Origin of the sequence: Enhygromyxa salina (assembly GCF_002994615.1) — a bacterium.
GTDB classification, from domain to species: Bacteria; Myxococcota_A; Polyangia; order Nannocystales; family Nannocystaceae; genus Plesiocystis; species Plesiocystis salina_A.
The window spans coordinates 1-21,145 of record NZ_PVNK01000065.1; the positions used below are offsets into that span (position 1 = coordinate 1).

The following is a 21,145-nucleotide window of genomic DNA, read 5'->3' on the forward strand; positions in this document are numbered from 1 at the left end:
GGCACCACCGGGGGCACCGGGGGCACCGGGGGCACCGGGTGTCACGGTCAAGAAGCGCCCGCGGATCCCGACCCCTCGCGTGTCCGGACACGCCTTGCGCGATCGCGCCCAGGCCCGTCGCCGCGAGCTGCTCGAGGCCCAGATGCGGCTGGCCACGGCCGCGTCGGACGCCAAGACGGCCGACGATGGCTCCGAGTCTGGGCCAGCTGGGTCTGGGCCAGCTGGGTCTGGGCCAGCTGGGCCGCAAGACGAGGAGGTGTCATTGCCGACCCCCTGCGACGACCGGGATCTTGGCGCTCCCGCGCCGGAGATCCGCTCGATCCTCGACGAGGTCGAGCCCGTCGCCGAGAGCGACCCTCGTCTGCGCCACGACGCGGCCGTCGACCTCGAGCGCCAGCGTCGGCTGTTGGCGCTGCGGGACCGGTTGCGCCACGTTGGCCACTTCGAGCTGCTCGGGATCGACCCTGTCGACGACCCCAAGATGATCCGCCGGGCCTACCACGCGGTCAGCCGGGAGTTTCACCCCGACTCCTTCTACGGCAAGAACGTCGGCACCTTCCGCTCGGTGCTCGACGATCTGTTCCGCCGCGCGCGGGCGTCCTATGAATTTTTGCTCGATGACGAGCAGCGCAAGCCGCTGGTCGAGGCTCACGACGCGCAGCTTCGCGCCGCGCGAGACCGCCGCGAGCGAGAGCAGGCCGAGGCGAAGGCGAGGGCTGAGGCGGCGGCCGAGCGCGCGCGTGTTCGCGCCGAGGCCGAGGCCGCCGAGGCGGCGCAGAAGGCGCAAGATGTCCGAGCCAAGCGCGATCAGCAGCGCCAAAACCGAATCCGAGATCGGGCCCTCGCGCAGCGGCGCAAGCAGGCCAAGAAGCACGCCGACCAGGCCGCCCGCGAGCAGGAGGTCGGTCGCCACGGTGCAGCTGCAACGCTGTTCAGGCTCGCGTTCGAGCAAGATCCGAGCAAGCCCGAGTACGAACAGATGTGGCGGGAGAGCCTCGGCATCGCCCGTCGACAGCGAGCAGACAGCAGCTACGAGCAGGGCCGAGAGGCTCGCAAGGCCGGTCGTGTGCACGAGGCCGCGCGCTGCCTGGCGCTCGCGGCCGATGCCGATCCCTCGCTTCGCAACCTCGCCGAGGCGGCAGGGGCGATGGCCGAGGTCAATGCGCAGCGCGGGCGGGAGTTGGCGATGGCGGCCCTCGAGTCGCTGCAGCAGGCGAAGGCGCGCGGTTCGCAACTCGACGAGCGCACCGTAGCTACCGTGCACCAGGCTTGCGCGCGGGCGTTTTTGGCCGCGGGCCAGCACGCGTCGGCGCGGGAGCAGGCCGAGCGGGCCCACGAGCTCTCGCCGAGCAACCAGACCCGGACCCTTCTCAATTCGATCAAACTAACCTAGCCTGGGTCGACTGCGCATACGGGGCTCCGGCCCACAGCACCGCGCACTACGAATCCGCATGGAGAACGTCGTAGGTATCGATCTCGGGACCTCGAACTCGGTCGTGGCGATCGTCGAGGACGGCGTCCCAACCGTCATCCCCAACAAGGGCGGCTACAAGACCACGCCCTCGATGGTCGCGATCTCCGAGAGCGGCAAGCGGCTCGTCGGGCACATCGCCAAGCGCCAGGCGGTGACCAACTCGGTCAACACGGTCTACGCGGCCAAGCGCCTGATCGGGCGCAAGTGGGACTCGCCGGCCGTCCGCGCGGTCCAGCAGTCGTCGCCCTACTCGATCGTCGAGGGCCCCCACGACGACGTCCGCATCGTCTTGCGCGATCAGATCTACAGCATCCCGGAGATCAGCGCCTTCATCCTCCAGGAGCTCAAGATGGTCGCCGAGCAGTACCTCGGCGGCGGCGTCGACAAGGCGGTGATCACGGTCCCGGCCTACTTCAACGACAACCAGCGTCAGGCGACCAAGGACGCGGGCCGGATCGCCGGCCTCGACGTCATCCGGATCATCAACGAGCCCACGGCCGCCGCGCTCGCCTACGGCTTCGGCAAGGACTTCGAGCGTCGCGTCGCGATCTACGACCTCGGCGGCGGGACCTTCGACGTGTCGATCCTCGACATCGGCAACGGCGTGTTCCAGGTCGTGTCGACCGCGGGCGACACCTTCCTCGGCGGCGAGGACTTCGACATCCGCGTGATGAACTGGCTGATCCAGGTGTTTCAGGAGCGCAGCGGGGTCGACATCCGCGACGATCGGATGTCGCTCCAACGCCTGCGCGACGCGGCCGAGAAGGCCCGCTGCGAGCTCTCGACCGTACGCGAGACCCTGATCGATCTGCCCTTCCTGTACACGACCGCGAGCGGCGAGACCCACCACCTCCAAGAGAACCTGACCCGCGATCAGCTCGAGGATCTGACCCGCGATCTCGTCGATCGGACCGTGGCGATCTGCGAGCGGACCCTGTCCGAGGCCAGCGTCGACCGCGGCGAGATCGACGACGTGATCCTCGTCGGCGGCATGACCCGCATGCCCCTCGTCCAGCGCGGCGTCGCCGAGTTCTTCGAGCTCGAGCCGTGCAAGGGCGTCCACCCCGACGAGGTCGTGGGCCTCGGCGCCGCGATCCAGGCCGCGGCGTTGATCGACGACTCGCAGGACCTGCTCCTGCTCGACGTGACCCCCCACAGCCTCGGGATCATGGTCCACGGCGGCGCGTTCCACCGCCTGATCACCCAAAACACCACGGTCCCGACCAGCGCCGGGCACATCTTCACCACCGTTCGCGACAACCAGACCTCGGTCAAGATCCTGGTCTTGCAGGGCGAGAGCGACGACGCCACTCAAAACGAGCTGCTCGGCGAGTTCATCCTCTCGGGCTTGCGCAAGGCCTCGCGCGGTCAGGTCGAGGTCAAGGTCACCTTCTCGATCTCGGCCGACGGCATCGTGTCCGTCGCCGCCCAAGATCTCGACACCGGCCGCGAGCAGTCGATCACCGTGACCGCAACCTCGGGGCTGACCGAGGACGAGCTCCAGCGCCTCGTCGAGCAGAGCCAGGGCTACATGGTCGAGGTCCGCGCGAGCGAGGAATTCGAGCGCGAGCGCCAGAAGGTCGAGGGCCTCGTGACCGAGGTCCGCGAGCTGTTCCCCCAGGTCGAGGGCATCATGAGCGGCACGAGCTTCGGGCGCGACGCGATCGCCAAGGCCGAGGCCGTGCTCGAGCGGGCCAAGACCGAGATGCAGGGCAACGATCTGCGCTCGCTCAGCGAGGTCAGCGGCAGCCTCGAGCGCACGCTCAACATGTTCCGTGGCGTCGTGACCAAGACCAACTTGTCTTAGTCTCCGGTCTCGAGCCTGGCGTCGGCTTGACAGTCCGCCGGGGCCCGGGACACCGTCGTGTCATGCAAGGGACGGGACGAAGGCGAGGCGCGTGGTGGCCTTGGTGGCCGGGTCTGGTTGGTCTGCTCGCGGTGATCTGCCTGGTCGCCGGGCCGGGATGCAAGACCAAGCCGCCCGCGAAGGACCAGCCGCTGCAAGACGGCGTCGAGCTGCCGGAGCTGAGCACCAAGCAAGCCGACGAGCTCGGCGCGTGGGTCGCGTCGGTCTACGCTGGCGCGGGCGGCGAAGCCCCGGCGAGCCTGCGCGAGGGCCGAGGCGCCGCCTACGTGGCCCTGCGCGACCACGGCAAGCTCCTGTCGGAGGCCTGGGGCCCCGACGGCAACCTCGCAACGAGCGTGTCCGAGGCCCTGACCAAGGCCAAGGCAGCCGCGCCCCAAGGCGCGAGCCCCGACATGGTCGAGCTCAACCTCGCGCACTCGTTTCAGACCGTGGCCAAGCCGGTCAAGAAGGAGCTGTTCAGGTACGCGTCGGGCAAGCGGACCGGGATCCGCGGCATCGAGCTGAGCTTTGGCGATCACTTCGAGCGCACCCCGCCGACCAAGATGCTGGCCGCGGGCGAGCGCTTTGGTCCCGTGGTCAAGCGCTTCCTCGAGCAGGCCGGGGTCAAGCACGAGGAGTTCGTGTCGGGCGGCGGCAAGGCCCGGGTGTTCGAGTCCCAGCAGTTCATCGTCCGCCTGCCCTCGGGCGAGGGCGTCAAGCTGCTGCGCGGCAACGTCTACGTCGAGCCGCGCGAGGTCACCCAGGCCAACACCCAGGCCACCGTCGACCTGTTGATCGCGTGGATGTTCGAGCACCTCCACGATGACGGACGCATGACCTACCTGTGGCTGCCCTCGATCAGCGCCGAGAAGCCCAAGGACAACAACATGATCCGGCAGTGGATGGCGACCAACGCCCTGATCAAGATCGCCGAGAAGCGCGACGACCCCGAGCTGTGGGATCGGATCGCCAAGAACATCGACTACAACCTCGAGCACTTCTACAAACAAGAGGGCGAGTTCGGGCTCATCGAGTACCGGGGCAAGGTCAAGCTCGGGGCGGTGTCCCTCGCCGCGATGGCGATCGTCACCCATCCCGCCCGCGCACGCTGGCAGACCCAGGAGCACGGTCTGCGCCGCACGATCAGCTCGCTGTGGGCCGAGGATGGCTCCTTCGCCTGTTTCTACAAGCCGCGGGGTCGGGCGGGGCGCAACGGCAACGTGCAGAATTTTTATCCCGGCGAGACCCTGCTGTTGTGGGCGCAGCTGTACCGCGAGAGCCGCGACCCCGAGCTGCTGCGTCGCTTTGTGGCCAGCTTCCGCTACTACGCGGCGTGGCACCTCGACCCCAGCGATCCCGACCGCCGCCGACCCTCGTTCACGCCCTGGCACACCCAGGCCGACTACATTCTGTGGGAGGCCCTGCGCGATCCTCCGCCCGCGGACGCGGGCCCCGAAGGTGAGGGCGAGACGCCGGCCGCGGAGGGCGACTCGGCGGCTGGCGAGGCCGAGTCCGGTCCGCAGCTGACCCCCGAGGGCTGGCCCGTCGGGACCACCCCCGCGACGCCCGTCGAGATCACAGAGCAAGAGCTCGTCGACTTCGTGTTCGAGATGAACGACTGGCTGATCGAGAACATGGAGGTCTGGGAGGAGTCGGCCTTCGACGACGAGAAGGGGCGCTTCTACTCGCGCAAGAAGGACTACGGCTCCCCCCACGCCTCGGCGACGGGGGTCTACATCGAGGGCATCATCGACGCCTACGCGATGGCCAAGGCGGTCGGCGACCGCAAGCGCGAGGATCGCTACCGCAAGGCCCTGTCCCGGGCGATCCGCAGCGTCATGCAGATCCAGTACGTCGACGACATCGACATGTACTACGTCACCGATCGCCAGCGGACCAAGGGTGGCCTGCGCACGACGGTGCTGCGCAACGAGATCCGCGTCGACAACGTGCAGCACGTGCTGATGGGCGTGCTCAAGGTCCTCGATCGCTTCGAGCCCGAGGACTTCAAAACCGATTAGTCATGGCCCCCACGGCCGGCCTGCACGTTGGACGCGCGGGGTGGCATGGGGTGATGGGGCTGGCCCGAGTCGGTATACAGTACGCGCGATGCCGAAATTTTGTGTTTTGCGCGTATTCATTGTGCCCTTGGTCCTTGGCTTGGGTTGTGGGGGGGAAACGCCGTCTGGCGAGGACTCCTCCGTCTCAACCGGCACCGACGACGATGTCGGCGATGGCGATGGCGATGGCGACGGCGATGGCGATGGGAGCGGGGACGGCGACGGCGACGGTGAGGGGAGTGGGGACGGGGACGGCGACGGTGACCCGCTCCCCGGTGACTGGTTGATCCCCGCGGCCAACCGCGTGGGCAGCAAGCTCGAGATGTACCCGCTCTACCCCCGCCCCGACGACGAGACCTCGGCCGACGCCTACCACCGGCACGCCCACCCCGAGCTGCCCTACCGCGTGCGCGTGGGGATCCAGGGGGGCGAGTGGCCATTTTTCTACGAGCTGGTCGAGGGGCCTCCCGGGGCGAGCTTCGTCGCGAGCGAGCTCAACCGGACCCTGGACGAAGAGCACGGCTGGATCATCCACGAGCGGACCCCGGGCTACGGCGTCCTCGAGTGGCCCTCGCCGGAGGCGGGCGAGCACACCGTGCGGGTGCGCGTGACCGACCAGGCCGGGGCTTCGACGGAGCTGAGCTGGACGCTGAGCACCGACCCGAGCGCGTTCGTGTTCGTCGATGCCGAGGCCGGTGACGATGACGCCGCCGGGAGCTTCGACGCGCCCCTGCGAACCTTCTTTTCCGGGTTGTGGCGAGGGGACGACGAAGATGACACCTACGCGGGTCGGATCGCGGTGTTTCGGGCCGGTGACTACGACATCTACGCCGCCGAGCCGAACACCAGCCCGATCCTCGACGGCACGACCAAGCCGATCGCGCTCGTGGGCATGCCGGGGGAGGACGTCACCTTCGATCTGTCGCAGGGCCACTTTCGGACCGGCAACGGCGCGGAGTTTGATGACTACCTGGTGGCCGGGATCGACTTCGTGGGATCGCGCAGCGACCTCGCCAACAACCGGCTGTTCAACGTGATCCACCGCTCGGAGCGGGTGACCTTCTGGGAGTGCTCCTTCGACCAGAGCACGATCGGCACGGTCGGCAACGACAACACCGCCTGCATCGCCTTCATGTCGGGCGGGCCCTACCACGAGAACCTCGCCGTGCTGGACTCCGAGCTGAGGGCCGATGTCGCCTCCCAGCTCGTTGTGACCTTCGACTCTCGCCACGTCTTGCTCGAGGGCAACCGCGCGATCGATGTCGACCTCCCGTCCAGCAACGGCGCCATGTTTCTCCACGCCAAGGACGACACCAACGACGTGACGGTCCGCGACAACCTCTTCGTTGGTAAGGCCGCGACCGCTGCGATCGCTGTCTCCAACCAGATCACGCTGGAGTCGGCCGCGAACCAGGAGGTGTGCTGGAACCGCGTCGTCTACGAGGGCGATCAGAACGTCGACGCGGCGATATCGATCAACGAGGCCTCGAACTCGCCCGACGCGGCCAACACCTACATGTATCGCAATTCCGTGACGAGCGCCCATCGCGGGTTCCGTTTCGGAGGCTACGAGGAGCCGACCCCGACCGTGTTCGAGGGCAACGCCTACTACGGCGGCTACGAAGGGGTCTTCGGGGGGAACCAGACCCAGACTGAGATCGCCAACGTCGAGCTGACCGCCGACGACTTCGACGAGCAGGCGTCTCTCGTGGGCGAGGCGCGCGACGACCACGCTGGCCTGGCCGGCGCCGACATCGTCGCGCGCTGAGGCGGGGCCCGGCCCCGCTGAGCTGGGCCCCGCGCCGCTGAGCGGGGCCCAGCCTGCTAGCAGCCCGGGCTGCTAGCTGCTCGGGGTCTGCCCGGGCTCGAGGCCGAACTCGCGGGCGATCGCGTCGTCGTGCTCGCCGAACTTGGGGGCCGGTCGCTCGGGGGTGCGGCCGACCGAGGGCAGGGCAGGGCCCGGGACGGTGAGCTGGCCGCCGCCGGGCATCGGGGTGTGCTCGAGCAGCCCCGCCGAGGCCAGGATCGGCTCGCTCCGCGCGGCGTCGAGGTCGTGGACGGCCGCGATCGGGAGATCTTTGTCCGCCAGCATCGCCAGCCACTCAGCGCGGGGCTGGGCTGCGAGGTGTTCGGCGACGGCGTCGGCGGCGGCGCGGCCCCGCTCACCGAGGTCGAGCCCGGCCGAGATCAGCTCCGGCTTGGCGATCGCCCGGCAAAAGCCCTGCCAGAACTTGGGCTCGAGGCAGCCGACGCTCAGCAGCTTGCCGTCGGCGCAGCGATAGCAGCGATAGCAGGGCACCCGCCCGGCCAGGGTCGTCGCCAGCGCCCCGTCGCCGCCCGCCGCCCGGTCGGCCCAGGGCCAGGTCACCAGGGGCAGCGGGGCCGAGAGCAGCGGCTGGTGGATCCTCGCGCCGCGGCCGGTCTTGGCCCGTTTCAGCAGCGCGGCGAGGACCGAGGAGGTCGCGAGCAGGCCGGTGTTGACGTCGGCGACCAGCACCCGGGGGATGTCGTCGCCGCTGCCGTGGGTCAGGCGCGAGCCTGGCAGTTGGCCGAGCAGCCCGGTCAAGCCCGCGGCGTTGAGATCGTGGGCGACGCGGCGGTCGTCGTCGGCGAAGCCCGGCAGCGAGCAGCTGACCAGGCGCGGGCACTCGCGCTGGAGCTTGCCAAAGTCGAGGCCCCAGCGCTCGAGGGTCCCGGGGCGGAAGCTGTCGAGCAACACGTCCGCGTGGCTCAGCAGCTTGCGCAGCCGCGCGATGCCCTCGGGCGTTCGGAGGTTGAGACGCAGGGACTCGGCGCCGCGGTAGTACACGCAAAAGCCCACGCCGACCCCGTCGACGAGGGGCGGCGCGTAGCGCATGAGGTCTCCGACCCGGGGATCCTCGACCTTGATCAGGCGCGCGCCGAGATCGAGCAGGTTGCGGGCCAGGACCGCGCCGGGGAGCATTCGCGAGCAGTCGACGACGAGCATGTCCGACAGCGCGCCGGAGGGCTCGTTCACGTGCTCGACTCCTCACCACCTTGGCGCTCGCTGAGCTCCTTGCCGAGCGCCTGCGTGATCTCGGGCGCCGAGAGCTGCGGCATCGTGCCCATCCGCTGCCGTGGGCCCCGCTTGCCCGCGCCCGGCTGGCCGCCCGGCTCGGGCGCCGTCGCCTTGGGCGGGCTGGGGGCAGCTGGCGGCGCAGCGTGTGGAGCCGATGAGACGGCGGGGGGAACAGGGGCCGAGGGCTGCGCCTGCGCGACGGGGACCGGGGCTGGGTCCAGGGCTGGGCCCGGGGCTGGCGTGGGTCCGGCGGGGATCCAGGAGGCTCCGCTCGTCGATGACTTGGGCCTGGCCGATCCTCGCGCGGCCGCGGGTTGGAGCTCGACCTCGAGCTCCGGGGTCTCGATGGCCGGCTTCGCGCGGAGGCGGGTGGTCGGCTGGGTTTGAACCGGAGTCGGAGCCCCAGGTTGGGCTTGCATGGAGGGCGGACCCTGAACCGGAGGACGAGCCTGTGCGGGGGGCTGGGCCTGCGCCGCTTCAACCCACCCCCGCGGCGCCTGGCCAGGGGCGGCGGCCGGCTCGGTTTCGAGGGGAGCGGTGGGCTCCTCGATGACCTCCTCGGGCGAGAGCGTGTCGATCTCGGACTCGTCGAGCTCGAGCTCCGGCTCGATCTCCTCGATGACCTCGTCGATCGAGGCCTCGCGGAGGTCGGCCCGCGGCGGGATGCGCAAGAAGCGGGACACGAGATACTCGACCTCGCGGCGCAGGTCGTCGACGTCGCCGTCGTTGTGAATGATGTAGTCGGCGCGCTCTCGCTTCTCGTGCTCGGGGATCTGCGCGCGCATGCGCGCGAGGACCTCGTCGGTGGTCAGCGAGTCGCGGTCCTTGACCCGAGCGATGCGGGTGTCGGCCGTGGCCGTCACCAAGATCACCGCCTTCATCTCATCTTGCTGGTCGAGCTTCTTCTCGAACAGCAGCGGGACCTCGTAGACCATGACCGGGTGCCCGGCCTTCTCGAGCGCGTCGAGGACCTGCTCGTAGCGCTCGCGGATCCGCGGGTGGAGGATCGCCTCGAGCTGCCGGCGCTTCTCGGTCGTGGTGAACACGATCCGGCCCATCTTCTTGCGGTCGAGCTCGCCGTGCTCGTCGAGCACCTCGGGCCCGAAGACCTCGACGACGTCGGCGAGCCCTGGGCTGCCGGGCGCCACGACCATGCGCGAGAGCTCGTCCGCGGACACGACCGGGATGCCGTACTCCTCGAGCATCGCCGCGACGGTGGACTTGCCGCTACCGATGCCGCCGGTGAGTCCGTAGACCTCCATCGCGGCCAGGGTATCACCGCCTGAGGACCTCGCCGAGGCCCGCTGCGCCGCCCGCGAAGCCCGCTCGCAAAGCTGTGCCAGACTGCGTCCGGTGGCCAAGCCAAACAAGGCGCTACGTTCCCCGAGGTGGCAGGTCGTCGCGGCCGAGTTCGAGCTCAGCGCGCCCAGCCTCGACCACTGCCCCGCCGCGACCGTGCCCGAGATCGCGGTCGCCGGGCGCAGCAACGTGGGCAAGTCGAGCTTGCTCAACACCTTCGCCCGACGGACCGGCCTCGCGCGGGTCAGCCGGACCCCAGGGCGCACGCGGCTGTTGAATTTTTTTCGCCTTCGGATGCGGGGCCCCGGCGCCGCGGAGCTGGGCCTGCGCCTGGTCGACCTTCCGGGCTACGGCTTCGCCAAGGCCCGCCGGGAGGTCCGAGACGCGTTTGGGCCGATGATCGAGGGCTACCTGCGCGAGCGCGAGGCGCTGCGTGGCTTGCTGGTGCTCATCGACGCTCGCCGCGGTCCCCTCGACGTGGACTTCGAGCTGCTCGAGTTTTGCGCCGCGATCGAGCTCCCGTGCCTGGTCTGCGCGACCAAGTGCGACAAGCTCGGGGCGTCCGAGCGCGGGTTGTTGCCCCGCCGCTTCGCCGCGTCGCTGGGTGTCGACCCTCGCGATGTGCTCTTGACCTCGTCGAGCTCCGGGCTGGGGCTGAGCGCGGTCGATCGGCGCGGTGGGCTGGGGGATGAGCTCGCCCGCCTCGCGCGGGACCGCTCCCAAGCGGGCGCGCCCGAGGCACCGGCGGGTCCTGGCGAGGGCAGCGATGACGAGGGCAGGGGGGATCCGTGACTTTCATCAGGCTCGCGGCGCTCGCCGATCTGCCCGATCTGCTCGAACTCGACGCGGCCTGCTTCTCGCGGCCCTGGGCCGCCGACGCGTGGCGGGCCGAGCTCGACCACGGCGCCGGGCTGTTCCTGGCCGGCGCGCCCGCGCCGACCGGCCTGGCTTGCGCGCGCGTGATCGCGGGGCGCTGCGAGCTGCGCCGGATCGGTGTCGACCCGCGCGCGCGCGGCAGGGGAGTCGGGAGAGATCTCCTCCGCGCGATCATGGTTCACGCCCGCCAGGCGGGGTGCAGCGGGATCGAGCTGGAGGTGGCTGCGGGCAACGTCGCGGCCTGCTCGCTGTATCGATCGCAGGGCTTCGAGGTCGTCGGCCGTCGCCCCGCCTACTATCGAGACCCACCCGACGACGCGCTGCTCATGGATCTCGTGTTCGGCCAGGAATCGCCGTAGAACTAAGTTTACCGCCAAATCTGGGCCCTGCGCAGATCGCTCGCGGGGGTGGACGGCGGCTTTCGCATCGCATATGACTCACGCGTGGCCACGGCCCAGTTCCAGGTCGAAGTCGCGGTTAAGCGCCCATTGACCGGGGGCTACTTCGTCCTCGAGCTCGCGTCCGATGGCGCGAACCCCGTCGCTGACGCCGCCCCCGGACAGTTCGTGATGCTCCGGGGCGACTGGGGCCGCGATCTTCTCAACGGGCGCGCGTTCTCCGTGTTGGAGCCCATCGACAGCCGGCGCTTCTCGGTCCTGTTCAAGGTGTTTGGCCGCGGCACGGCGTTGATGCGCGACATGACCCCCGGCGACCCGATGACGGTCACCGGTCCGCTCGGCCATGGATTTCCCCAACCCAGGCCCGCGGGCCCCACGCAGATCCTGGTCGCGGGCGGTGTCGGGCTTCCGCCCCTTCACCTCCAGGCCCGCCTCGCTGCGGCCGCGGCAACCAGCGCTTCAGTCGAGATGTTCTACGGCGGGCGAGGGGCCGAGGACCTGGTCCTGACCGAGGATCTCGAGCGCTGGGGCGTGCCGACGGTGCTCGCGACCGAAGACGGCAGCCGCGGCGAGCAGGGCAGGGTGACCGCGCCCGTGCGCGCGCGGCTCGAGCGGGCCGCGGCCGCGGGCGAGGCCGTCGAGCTGCTCGCCTGCGGTCCGACGCCGATGCTCCGTGCGGTCCGCGAGCTCGGTCTGGCCCACGAGGTCCCGACCTACCTGTGCCTCGAAGAGATGATGGCCTGCGGGTTTGGGGTCTGTCTCGGCTGCGCGGTCCCGGTCTACGGGCCCAAGCCCTACAAGTACTGCTGCACCGACGGGCCCGTGTTCGAGGCTCGGGAGGTGCGCTGGTGAGCGGCGCGGGCCCACGCTCGACCCCGATCTCGATCGACGAGGTCGAGCTCGCCGCGGGCTTTGGCCCGGTCGCGCTGCGCAGCCCGATCCTCGCGGCGTCCGGTTGCTTCGCCTACGGCCAGCAATTCGACGCGTTCATGGATCTGCGTCAGCTCGGCGGGCTCTCGACCAAGGGCATCTCGCCGCTGCCGCGCCACGGTAACCCGCTGCCCCGGATCTACGAGACGGCGTCGGGCATGCTCAACTCGATCGGGCTCGAGAACGTCGGCTGCGCGGCCTTCCTGGCCGAGAAGCTGCCCTTCCTGGCCGAGCTCGGCGTCAGCGTGTGGGTCAACTTTTTCGGGACCGACTTCGAGACCTACGTCGAGTGCGCCCGAACCCTCAGCGAGGGCAGCCGTCGGGCCCACGGTGACGGCGGCATCGACGTGCTCGAGATGAACATCTCGTGCCCCAACATCAAGAAGGGCGGCATCGAGTTCGGGACCGTGCCCGAGGTCGCGCACCGCTTGACCAAGGCCTGCGTCGAGGTCAGCGAGATTCCGATCGTCGTCAAGCTGACCCCCAACGTGTCCGACGTGGTCGCGATGGCCGACGCGGTCAAACAGGCCGGCGCCGCGGGCGTCTCGCTGATCAACACCATCACCGGCATGGCGGTCGACGTCCGCGCCCGACGCTCGCGCATCGCCACGACCTACGGTGGGCTGTCGGGGCCGGCGATCAAGCCGGTCGCCCTGCGCATGGTTCACCAGGTCGCGCAGGCCCTGCCCGGGTTCCCGATCTGCGGGATGGGCGGGATCATCTCTGGCGAGGACGCGCTCGAGTTCTTGATGGCGGGGGCCCACTGCGTTCAGCTCGGGACGATCAACTTCTCGGAGCCTGGCGCGGCCCTGCGCGTGACCGACGAGCTGCGCGGGCTGATGGCCGAGCTCGGAATTCGCAAGATCGCCGACGCCGTCTCAACGCTCGAGCCCTACCCGGTCGAGCCGCCCCACGCCGAGTCGCGGCCCGCGACCGAACCCGAACCCAAACCCAAACCCGAACCCAAACCGGAGCCGCGCTGATGTCCGTCGATGAGCTCGAGACCGGCCTCGTGAAGATCGAGGCGATGATCCGCCCCTTCAAGCTCGACGACGTCAAGGAGCGCCTGACCGAGCTCGACGTCGGTGGCATGACCGTGACCGAGGTCAAGGGCTTCGGGCGCACGGGCGGCAAGACCGAATTTTATCGAGGCTCGGCCTACGTGATCGACTTCGTGCCCAAGATCAAGCTCGAGGTCGTGATCCCGAGCGCCCGGACCGAGGAGGTCATCGAAGCGATCCGCGAGGTCGCGGCCTCCGAGCGGATCGGCGACGGCAAGATCTTCGTGACCCCGGTCCTCGACGCGGTCCGCATTCGGACCGACGAGCGGGGCGAGTCGGCCCTCTGATCTCCCGCACACCGCAAGGAACAGATATGAGCGAACAAACGCCCAAGGACGTCATCGACTTCATCCGCGAGCAAGAGATCCGCATGGTGGATCTGCGCTTCATCGACATGCTCGGCTCGTGGCAGCACTTCACCGTTCCGGCTCACGAGCTGAGCGAAGAGGCCTTCGAGGACGGCTTTGGCTTCGACGGCTCGTCGGTCCGGGGGTGGAAGACCATCAACGCGTCGGACATGCTCGTGATCCCCGACGCGGCCTCGGCCAAGATCGACCCCTTCATGGAGGTCCCGACCCTGGTCCTGCTCGGGACCGCGGCCGACACGATCACGCGGGGCGACTACGAGCGCTGCCCTCGCTCGTTGGCCGCGCGCGCCGAGGAGTACCTGCGCTCGACCGGCATCGCCGACACCTGCTTCGTCGGGCCCGAGGCCGAGTTCTTCACCTTTGATGACGTGCGCTACGAGAGCACGAAGCAGCGCAGCTTCTACTCCCTCGACTCCGACCTCGGCCACTGGAACACGGCGCGCGAGGAGTTTCCCAACCTCGGGTACAAGATCAGGGCCAAGGGCGGCTACGTGCCGGTCCCGCCCGCGGACGCCCACCACGACCTGCGGACCGAGATGGTCCTGACCCTCGAAGAGCTCGGTATCGTGGTCGAGCGCCAGCACATGGAGGTCGCGACCGGGGGCCAGGCCGAGATCGACATCCGCTACGACTCGCTCCTGAGTCAGGCCGACAAGCTCACGTGGTTCAAGTACGTGATCAAGAACGTCGCCCGCCGAGCCGGCAAGAGCGCGACCTTCATGCCCAAGCCCCTGTTTGGCGACAACGGCAACGGCATGCACACGCACCTGTCGCTGTGGAAGGACGGCCAGCCGCTGTTCGCGGGCGAGCAGTACGCCGGCCTGTCGGAGCTCGCGCTCCACTTCGTCGCCGGGATCCTCAACCACGCCCCGGCGCTGTGTGCCTTCACCAACCCGAGCACCAACAGCTACAAGCGCCTGGTCCCGGGCTTCGAGGCCCCGGTCAACCTGGCCTACAGCTCGCGCAACCGCTCGGCCGCGATCCGGATCCCCACCTACAGCAGCTCGCCGAAGGCGATCCGCATCGAGTTCCGCACGCCCGACCCCTCGTGTAACCCCTACCTCGCGTTCTCGGCCCTGATGATGGCCGGCCTCGACGGCATCCAGAAGCGGATGGACCCGGGCGAGCCCCTCGACAAGGACATCTACAGCCTGACACCCGAGGAGCTCGCCAACGTGCCCTCAGTGCCGGCGTCGCTCGAAGGGGCGCTCGATGCCCTCGAGACCGACCACGAATTCCTCCTCGCCGGCGACGTGTTCTCGCGCGATCTGCTCGATGCGTGGATCTCATGGAAACGGCTCAACGAGGTCAGCGAGGTGCGGTCACGCCCGCATCCGCATGAGTTTTCGCTGTACTTCGACTGCTAGGGAGGGTGCTTGCGGTACGAGCCGACGCTCGGATACGCTTGGCCACGGATGCGCAGCCAGGACCTCTCACTGCGAGGCCGTATCGCAGCTGCCCTCATCGAGCGGGCACCGCCGAAGTCGGCGATGGCCGCGTGCCAGGCCATGGGGGTGGCCTCTCGCCTGCCGCTCCCGGCTGGGGTCAGCCGGGCGGCGGTCTCGGCCTACGCTCGGTGGTTCGGCGTCGAACTCGACGACGTCGATCAGGCCCAGCTCGAGCGTGGGTTCCCCAGCTTCGACGCGTTCTTCACCCGCTCGCTGCGTGACGGCGCTCGGACCGTCGACAAGAGCCCGGACATTCTGGTCTCGCCCTGCGACGGACGCCTGCGCGAGGTCGCCGAGGTCGAAGCGCAGGGGGTCGTGGTCGCCAAGGGCCACGCCTACGCGGTCGGCGAGCTGATCGGCGACGCCGAGCTCGCCGACCGTTTTGTCGGTGGGCTCCAGGCCGTCATCTACTTGCACCCGCGAGACTACCACCGGGTCCACGCTCCGATCTCGGGGGTCGCGTCGCGGGTCGTGCTGATCCCCGGCCGCCTGCTGCCGGTCAACGACGCCGCCGTGGCCCGCGAGCCCCGCCTGTTCGCCCTCAACGAGCGCCAGGTCCACGTCATCGACAGCGACTTCGGGACCGTCGTCGTCGTCATGGTCGCGGCCTTTGGCGTCGGTCACATGAGCTGCACCTACCGCCCCGTCGAGGCCCACCCCGACCACGAGCGCTCGTTGGACCTCGAGCCGCCGCCCTTTTTGGCCAAGGGGGACGAGCTTGGCATCTTCCACCTCGGCAGCACCGTCGTGCTGCTGACCGAGCCCGGCTTCGCGCTCGCCGACGGGCTCGGCTGTGACTCGCGGGTCGAGTTTGGTAAGCCCTTGCTGCGTCGCCAGGAGGCCTCGTGAGCTGGAAAGTTGGCGACGATGAGTGGCTCGTCGATCCCGTCGCCGTGTCCGGCTCCGGGGCGATCGATGCCTTCGATGAGCGCGTTCTCGCGCTGTTTTCAACCGCGACCGGAGCGGCCGACGCGACCGCGCCCGCGGTGCCGGCCGCAGCGGCCGAACCCCCGAGCGACTCCGCCGCGATCGGGCAAGATTCGGACGCCGGTCTGCCTCCACCGCCGCACAGCGCGGCGTTTGAAGACCACCATGACCAGCCGTCCTACGAGAGCGGCTCGTTCGTGGCCGAGGAATCCACCGAAGATCCGGCCGAAGATCCGGCCGAAGCGGAGCCGGCCGATCCCGGTCATCTCGAAGCCCCACCCGCTGACAGCGCGCCGACCCCGTCGCAACCTGGGCCCGCCGAGCCCCCCGCAGCTGAGGGGTTTCACATCCCGACCCTCTCGCTCAGCGCTCAGTCGGCTACGGCCCCGCCTCTCGGGCGTGCGCCGGAGGTGGGCCCTCCCGTGGTGCCCCCCGCGTCGACAGCCGTCAGCCCGCCCTCAGCACCGCCCCCGGAGGCGAGCCCGGCGGCCGTGATCCCGCCCGTGCTGGCATCGAGCGGGGCGGCGGCGGTCAGCCCGCCCGTCGCGGAAGTTCAGCCACCGCAGGCGAGCCCGCCCGCGCCGGAGCCTCCAGCTGGCTCGAGCTTTGTCATCCCCACGCTCAGCAGGCAGGAAGCTGCACCCGAGGTCACACACCCAGCGAGCGAACCTGCTGGGTTGGTCATGCCCCAGATCGTCGGAGTTGCCGACGACGGGCCTGATGAGCAGGTGCTCATCCCCGACGAGCGCGCGCCTGGCAACCCGGAGTTCGTCGAGCGCGTTGACTCCTCCGAGCTCGAGTTGGTCGCCGACGAGGAAGAGGTGCTCGAGGATGACGCCAGCGACCCTCCCGAGTCGTCCGGCTTCGTCATTCCCACCCTCGCTCGCCCCGCCGAGACCGCGGCCGAGCCGGTCGTGGCGCCCGAAGCTCCCGAGCCTCCCGAGGTCACAGAGGCCCAAGCCGAGGCCACAGAGGCTCGAGTCGAGGAGGTCGAGGAGGTCGAGGAGGTCGAGGAGGTCGAGGTCGACGCGATCGAGAGCCTCGACACCGCGGATCTCGTCGAGGTCGATCAACGCTCGCTGAGTGAAGAAGCCGCGCCGCCCTCGCCGCCGCCTGACCCCCAGCCAAAGCGGCGCAAGGCCTGGTACGACGATGTCTTTGGCGAGCACTACCTGTCTTTGTTGCCGCCGACTTGGGAGGAGACCGGGGCGCGCGACGCCGCGTTCATCCACGCCCAGCTCGGCCTCGACGCGGGCGCCAGCGTCCTCGACGTCGCCTGCGGCGATGGCCGACACGCGATCGAGCTCGCCAAGCTCGGGCTGGCCGTGACCGGGCTCGACAACTCGCTCGCGCTGCTGCTGGCCGCGGCCCAGAACAAGGAAGCCGAAGCCACGGAGCTCGAGCAAGGCAGCGTCGACTTCATGCACGGCGACATGCGTCGCCTGCCGCGAGATCGCCAGTTCGACGCGGTGCTGTGCGTCGGATCGTCGTTCGGCTACTTCGAGGAGGACCAGAACCGGCTGTGCCTGCAGGAGATGTACGACCGCCTCGGGGTCGGCGGACGCCTGCTGCTGCACGTGTTCAACCGCGACTTCGTCGTTCCGCACCTGCCCTCACGCAGCTGGTGGCAGGGCAAGCGGTGCATGGTCATCGACGAGGCCGAGATGAACTTCTTCGCCAACCGGCTGCGCATCCATCGAACGATCATCTTCGACGACGGTCGCCAGTACGAGCACTACATGTTCATGCGCGCCTACACCGTGCAAGATCTCGGCAAGGCGATGTCGCAGATCGGCATGCGTGTGATCGAGGTGTCGGGCAGCCGTGACACGCGGGGCCGGTTCTACGGCAGCGCTTCGCCCGATATCTGGATCGTCGCCGAGCGGAAGTGAGGGGGCCCGAGCTTCGCGGGCGACACCCGGGGTGACGCGCCGCTTTCGACCTGCGCCAGCGGCGTTTTCGGTGGCTGGAGTAGTAGCCGGAGGCGCTTTCGAATGACAACTGTGTCGTGGAGGCACCACTTTCTGTGTCGATTTGCCCCCCCATCTGGCGGGGGTTTGGTAACGCCCTGGTGGGGATCTGCGTCAAGGATGAGGCGTTCTCGTGCACATCCGTCAGACCCGCCGCTGGAGGCCCAGCCACGAATACCCCGTAGAGTGACCTAGGTAGGGAAACACGGGTGGCCATTGGGCCGAGATGCGTAGACCGGCGCGATTTGCCGCCATCGATTCGCGCATCCCGCCGTGCGCTGGCACGACACTGGCAGAAACCCAATGCCGTGGTGTGTGAACTCGATCCTGCTGGCAGAGCGGGCACCTACATTGGGCTACCTCCTGCGTCGCCAACGAAACCAGACACTCGGTGTGCTGTCAGTGAAGCACCCCTGTTCGCGTTGGTCCAGCCTGACGAACACTTCGCTGTACTCGAGCGTCTCCTGAACCGAACGAATTCAGCCGCACCTTGGTCGAAGGCGTCCCTACTCCTGGGGCATAAACCGCCAGAGCTCCGGTTTCGAGCCGACCGCACGCGTTCTCCGAACGGACTCGAATCGAGTTCCCCCCCAACCCGGCCCCAGAGGGCGCACGTTGCGCCAGGAATGAGGAAGTAACATGGCACGTCGCAAGGTCACTCGCGGAGCACCCCCACAGCTCGCACGCTCGTCGCGCAACAAGACCTGGCCAAAGGGCTCCGGACGGAGCGCAGGTCGGTCGAAGAGCGATTCTGACTCGGCCAACTTCCTCAGCGTCTATTTCCGAGAGATGTCCGATCTCGAGGTCATGAGCGCCAAGGAGGAGCTCGAGGCGGCAACCCGGATCTTCGAGCTTCGCAAGGCCTACTGGGAGGCGATCTTGAGCTACCCGCCCTTCGTCGACGGCATCGTCGACTACATCGAGGGCAAGATCGACGACGAGGAGGTCCCGACCAAGGAGGTCCGGGCGATGCGCAAGGCGTCTCGCAACCTGCGTGACCGTGAGACTCGCGCGCACAAGGACGCCTTCGACGCGGCCATCGTCGCGCTGACCGAGCGCATGCTCGATCTCGACACCGACAACATCGCCGCCGATCAGATCGCCGACGACATCAACGCGATCGAGTCGGGCACGCGCCACGGGCTCGAGGTCCTCGTCAAGCCCCCGCGCGAGGGCAGCCGCCCCTTCGCGGCCTACGCCGCCGACATCCGCGCTGCCAGTCGGCGACTGCGCTCGGCCAAGAACGCGTTCGTGAAGGCCAACCTGCGCCTCGTCGTGTCGATCGCCCGCCGCTTCAACCACGGCCGCATGCCGCTTCAGGATCTCATCCAGGAGGGCAACATCGGCCTGATGAAGGCGGTCGATCGCTTCGACTATCGCAAGGGCTTTCGGTTCTCGACCTACGGGAGCTGGTGGATCCGTCACGCGATCAGCCGCGCGATCGCGGACAAGGGCCGTCAGGTGCGGCTCCCGGTCCACATGATCGACGCGTACCACAAGGTCAACAAGGCCCGGCGCGAGCTCGAGGCCAAGCACGGCCGCGAGCCGACCCGCGAGGAGCTCGCCAAGCACACCGGGCTCGCGCTCGCGAAGATCGAGAAGATGGGGACGATGCTCGTCGATAACCCGATCTCGATCGACAAGCCGGTCTCGGACGACGACGGTCGCCGCGTCGGCGACTTCCTCGAAGACGAGAACGCCGAGACCCCCGGCGAGGGGCTCGAGGCTGACGCGCTCAACGATCAGGTCAAGCGCCTCGTGTCCAAGCTCCGGCCGATCGAGGCCGACATCATCCGCAAGCGCTTCGGCCTCATCGATGAGGAGGAGCTCACGCTCAAGGAGATCGGTGGTCAGTACTCGCTCTCGCGCGAGCGCATCCGCCAGCTCCAGGAGCAGGCGCTCGGCAAGATTCGGCGCGAGCTCAAGCGGCTCGAGCTGATGTAGGCCCGAGCCCCGAGAACGACAACAAGACGGGCGCCGCGTTTGCGGTGCCCGTCTTCGTTTGGTTCGCCGCGGGGGTTGCTATGCTCCGCGCGTGCCGACCCGACCCTGGCCCTGGTCAGCCGCGCTCGTGCTGCTCGCGGTCTCGAGCTGCGGCCCGCCCGAGCTCGAGGTCGTGGGGGGCAGCGTCCCGCGCTCGGGCGGGGTCGAGTTGAAATTGCTCGGGGACTTCGGGGGCCACGGCGCCGTGATCGTGCTCATCGACGGGGTCCCGGCCCACGGCGCGGTCGTCGAGAGTCCACACCTGCTCCGCGTTCGCGTGCCGCCGCTGCCACGCGCGGGCACGGTCGACGTCGAGCTGTCGTTCGCGGACGGAGCGCGAATGGAGCTGAACGAGGCCCTCGTCGTCCGCGCGCCAGACGTCGACGTGAGCCCGTAGCCTCCTCGAGCGGTGGGGCTCTGCCCCACCGCTCCGAACCGGCGAGCGCCGCTGCGAGTGCCCGCTGCTGCTCGCAGCCCGGTCAGCCGAGCTCGACCCGGAACAGCTGCTGCCCGATCAAGATCAGGGTGCCGGGCCGAATCAGCTGGTCCGGCCGGACGCGCATGTAGGTGCCGTTCGAGCTGCCGAGATCCTCGAGAAACACCCCGTCGTCATCGCCGATGACGCGGCAGTGGCTGCCCGAGACGTAGCCGTCGTCGGGGAAGGTGATCTCGCCGGTCTCACGGCCGATGCCCACGCCTTCGTCCTTGATCGGGTACGCGGCCGCGACGCGATCGGGGCCGACCATGATGCTGACCCGCCCCCAGTAGCCAGGGTTGGGGCTGCCCATGCGCTCGGTCCCGTCGGGGGTCGGCGTCGGCTCTGGCAGATCCTCGTAGAGCAGCAGCTCCTGGCCGACACGGAAGAAGTCGAGGTGCTGGAGCTCCGCGCGGCCTTCGAGCTTGAGATACACGCCGTTGAGTGAGTTCGCGGCGTCGATCAGCAGGCCCTCGTGGGAGGCGCTCAGGGAGGCGTGCTCGGGATCGAGGTAGGCGTCGGAGTCGAAGGGGGGCCCGTGCGAGCGACCGATCGTCTCGGGGCCGCCCTCGATCACCAACACACCGCCTTCGGTGCCGTCCTCGCGCAGGAGCACGAGCCGAACGGTCGGGATACCCCCGGCCATGGCGGGCCGCTGGCTCGCGTCCATGAACATGGTCTTGGCCGCGACCGCGACCTCGGGTTCCGGGCTCGCGGGCGCGGGGCTCGCTGGGGCGCTCGGCGCAGGTCCGACCGAGGTGCTGGCCTCGGACGGAGGCGGGCCTGCGGGTGCGGGCGGCGGGCTCGGCGGGGGCGCGGCGGGCTCGAGGGCGTTGCCGCAGCCGCCACAGAACTTGAACTGGGGAGGGTTCTCGGTCCCGCACTTGGGACAGGCACGGGGACCCGAGGCCGGCGCAGGACCGGCGTAGGGCTGGCTCTGGGACGCGCCAGGTTGGCCGTAGGTGCCTTGCTGGGGCTGGCCGTAGGGAC

General features: G+C 69.2%; 17 protein-coding genes. 14 read left to right on the forward strand and 3 right to left on the reverse strand.

The genetic code is table 11. The annotated features are described in order from the left end of the window. From ENSA5_RS05885 to ENSA5_RS05900, 4 genes are all read left to right on the forward strand, one after another. The coding region (locus tag ENSA5_RS05885) for a J domain-containing protein (RefSeq protein WP_219906738.1) at positions 1-1,393 on the forward strand (1,393 nt) is incomplete at its 5' end. A gap of 58 nt (positions 1,394-1,451) precedes the next feature. Further along, on the forward strand, positions 1,452-3,281 hold the full coding sequence (gene dnaK / locus ENSA5_RS05890; protein ID WP_106390647.1) for a molecular chaperone DnaK: 1,830 nt from the start codon (positions 1,452-1,454) through the stop codon (positions 3,279-3,281). 62 nt (positions 3,282-3,343) lie between these two features. Beyond that, positions 3,344-5,341, forward strand: coding sequence for a hypothetical protein (locus ENSA5_RS05895; protein WP_146155370.1), 1,998 nt, complete (start codon positions 3,344-3,346; stop codon positions 5,339-5,341). A 106-nt stretch (positions 5,342-5,447) separates the two neighbouring features. Continuing rightward, on the forward strand, positions 5,448-7,148 hold the full coding sequence (locus tag ENSA5_RS05900; RefSeq protein ID WP_181197414.1) for a hypothetical protein: 1,701 nt from the start codon (positions 5,448-5,450) through the stop codon (positions 7,146-7,148). Positions 7,149-7,220: 72 nt separating this feature from the next. Here ENSA5_RS05900 and ENSA5_RS05905 read toward each other — a convergent pair whose 3' ends face one another. Both ENSA5_RS05905 and coaE read right to left on the reverse strand, forming a co-directional pair. After that, positions 7,221-8,378 carry a CaiB/BaiF CoA transferase family protein gene (locus tag ENSA5_RS05905; protein WP_106390650.1) on the reverse strand — a complete coding sequence of 386 codons (1,158 nt, stop codon included), beginning with the start codon at positions 8,376-8,378 and terminating at the stop codon, positions 7,221-7,223. Beyond that, a complete protein-coding gene (gene coaE, locus ENSA5_RS05910; RefSeq protein WP_106390651.1) occupies positions 8,375-9,682 on the reverse strand; it encodes a dephospho-CoA kinase in 1,308 nt (435 codons plus the stop codon). Before coaE ends, ENSA5_RS05905 begins: the two co-directional genes overlap by 4 nt. Before the next feature lie 91 nt (positions 9,683-9,773). Here coaE and yihA point away from each other — a divergent pair, with 91 nt between their 5' ends. The 10 genes from yihA to ENSA5_RS05960 all read left to right on the forward strand — a co-directional run bounded on the left by yihA (position 9,774) and on the right by ENSA5_RS05960 (position 20,077). Further along, positions 9,774-10,511 (forward strand): ribosome biogenesis GTP-binding protein YihA/YsxC, encoded by a 738-nt coding sequence (gene yihA / locus ENSA5_RS05915; protein ID WP_106390652.1) that lies wholly within the window; start codon positions 9,774-9,776, stop codon positions 10,509-10,511. Then, positions 10,508-10,954, forward strand: coding sequence for a GNAT family N-acetyltransferase (locus ENSA5_RS05920; RefSeq protein ID WP_106390653.1), 447 nt, complete (start codon positions 10,508-10,510; stop codon positions 10,952-10,954). The genes yihA and ENSA5_RS05920 overlap by 4 nt, the downstream gene beginning before the upstream one ends. An 84-nt stretch (positions 10,955-11,038) precedes the next feature. Then, positions 11,039-11,845, forward strand: a complete 807-nt coding sequence (locus ENSA5_RS05925; protein ID WP_146155372.1) for a dihydroorotate dehydrogenase electron transfer subunit — start codon at positions 11,039-11,041, stop codon at positions 11,843-11,845. Further along, positions 11,842-12,906 (forward strand): dihydroorotate dehydrogenase, encoded by a 1,065-nt coding sequence (locus ENSA5_RS05930; RefSeq protein ID WP_106390655.1) that lies wholly within the window; start codon positions 11,842-11,844, stop codon positions 12,904-12,906. Before ENSA5_RS05925 ends, ENSA5_RS05930 begins: the two co-directional genes overlap by 4 nt. Further along, the gene (locus tag ENSA5_RS05935; RefSeq protein ID WP_106390656.1) at positions 12,906-13,271 is read left to right on the forward strand and encodes a P-II family nitrogen regulator; all 366 of its coding nucleotides are present in this window, start codon (positions 12,906-12,908) and stop codon (positions 13,269-13,271) included. Before ENSA5_RS05930 ends, ENSA5_RS05935 begins: the two co-directional genes overlap by 1 nt. A 26-nt stretch (positions 13,272-13,297) precedes the next feature. Then, a complete protein-coding gene (glnA, locus tag ENSA5_RS05940; protein ID WP_106390657.1) occupies positions 13,298-14,719 on the forward strand; it encodes a type I glutamate--ammonia ligase in 1,422 nt (473 codons plus the stop codon). A 147-nt stretch (positions 14,720-14,866) separates the two neighbouring features. Beyond that, the gene (gene asd / locus ENSA5_RS05945) at positions 14,867-15,649 is read left to right on the forward strand and encodes an archaetidylserine decarboxylase (RefSeq protein WP_181197415.1); all 783 of its coding nucleotides are present in this window, start codon (positions 14,867-14,869) and stop codon (positions 15,647-15,649) included. Positions 15,650-16,410: 761 nt separating this feature from the next. Beyond that, the gene (locus tag ENSA5_RS05950) at positions 16,411-17,619 is read left to right on the forward strand and encodes an SAM-dependent methyltransferase (protein ID WP_146155373.1); all 1,209 of its coding nucleotides are present in this window, start codon (positions 16,411-16,413) and stop codon (positions 17,617-17,619) included. A gap of 867 nt (positions 17,620-18,486) precedes the next feature. Then, positions 18,487-19,641: a sigma-70 family RNA polymerase sigma factor gene (locus ENSA5_RS05955; RefSeq protein ID WP_181197416.1), complete on the forward strand. Its 1,155-nt coding sequence runs from the start codon at positions 18,487-18,489 to the stop codon at positions 19,639-19,641. Between the two features lie 91 nt (positions 19,642-19,732). Further along, positions 19,733-20,077 (forward strand): IPT/TIG domain-containing protein, encoded by a 345-nt coding sequence (locus ENSA5_RS05960; protein ID WP_106390661.1) that lies wholly within the window; start codon positions 19,733-19,735, stop codon positions 20,075-20,077. A gap of 82 nt (positions 20,078-20,159) precedes the next feature. Here the strand turns inward: ENSA5_RS05960 and ENSA5_RS05965 are convergent. After that, the coding region (locus ENSA5_RS05965; RefSeq protein WP_146155374.1) for a double zinc ribbon and FHA domain-containing protein at positions 20,160-21,145 on the reverse strand (986 nt) is incomplete at its 5' end.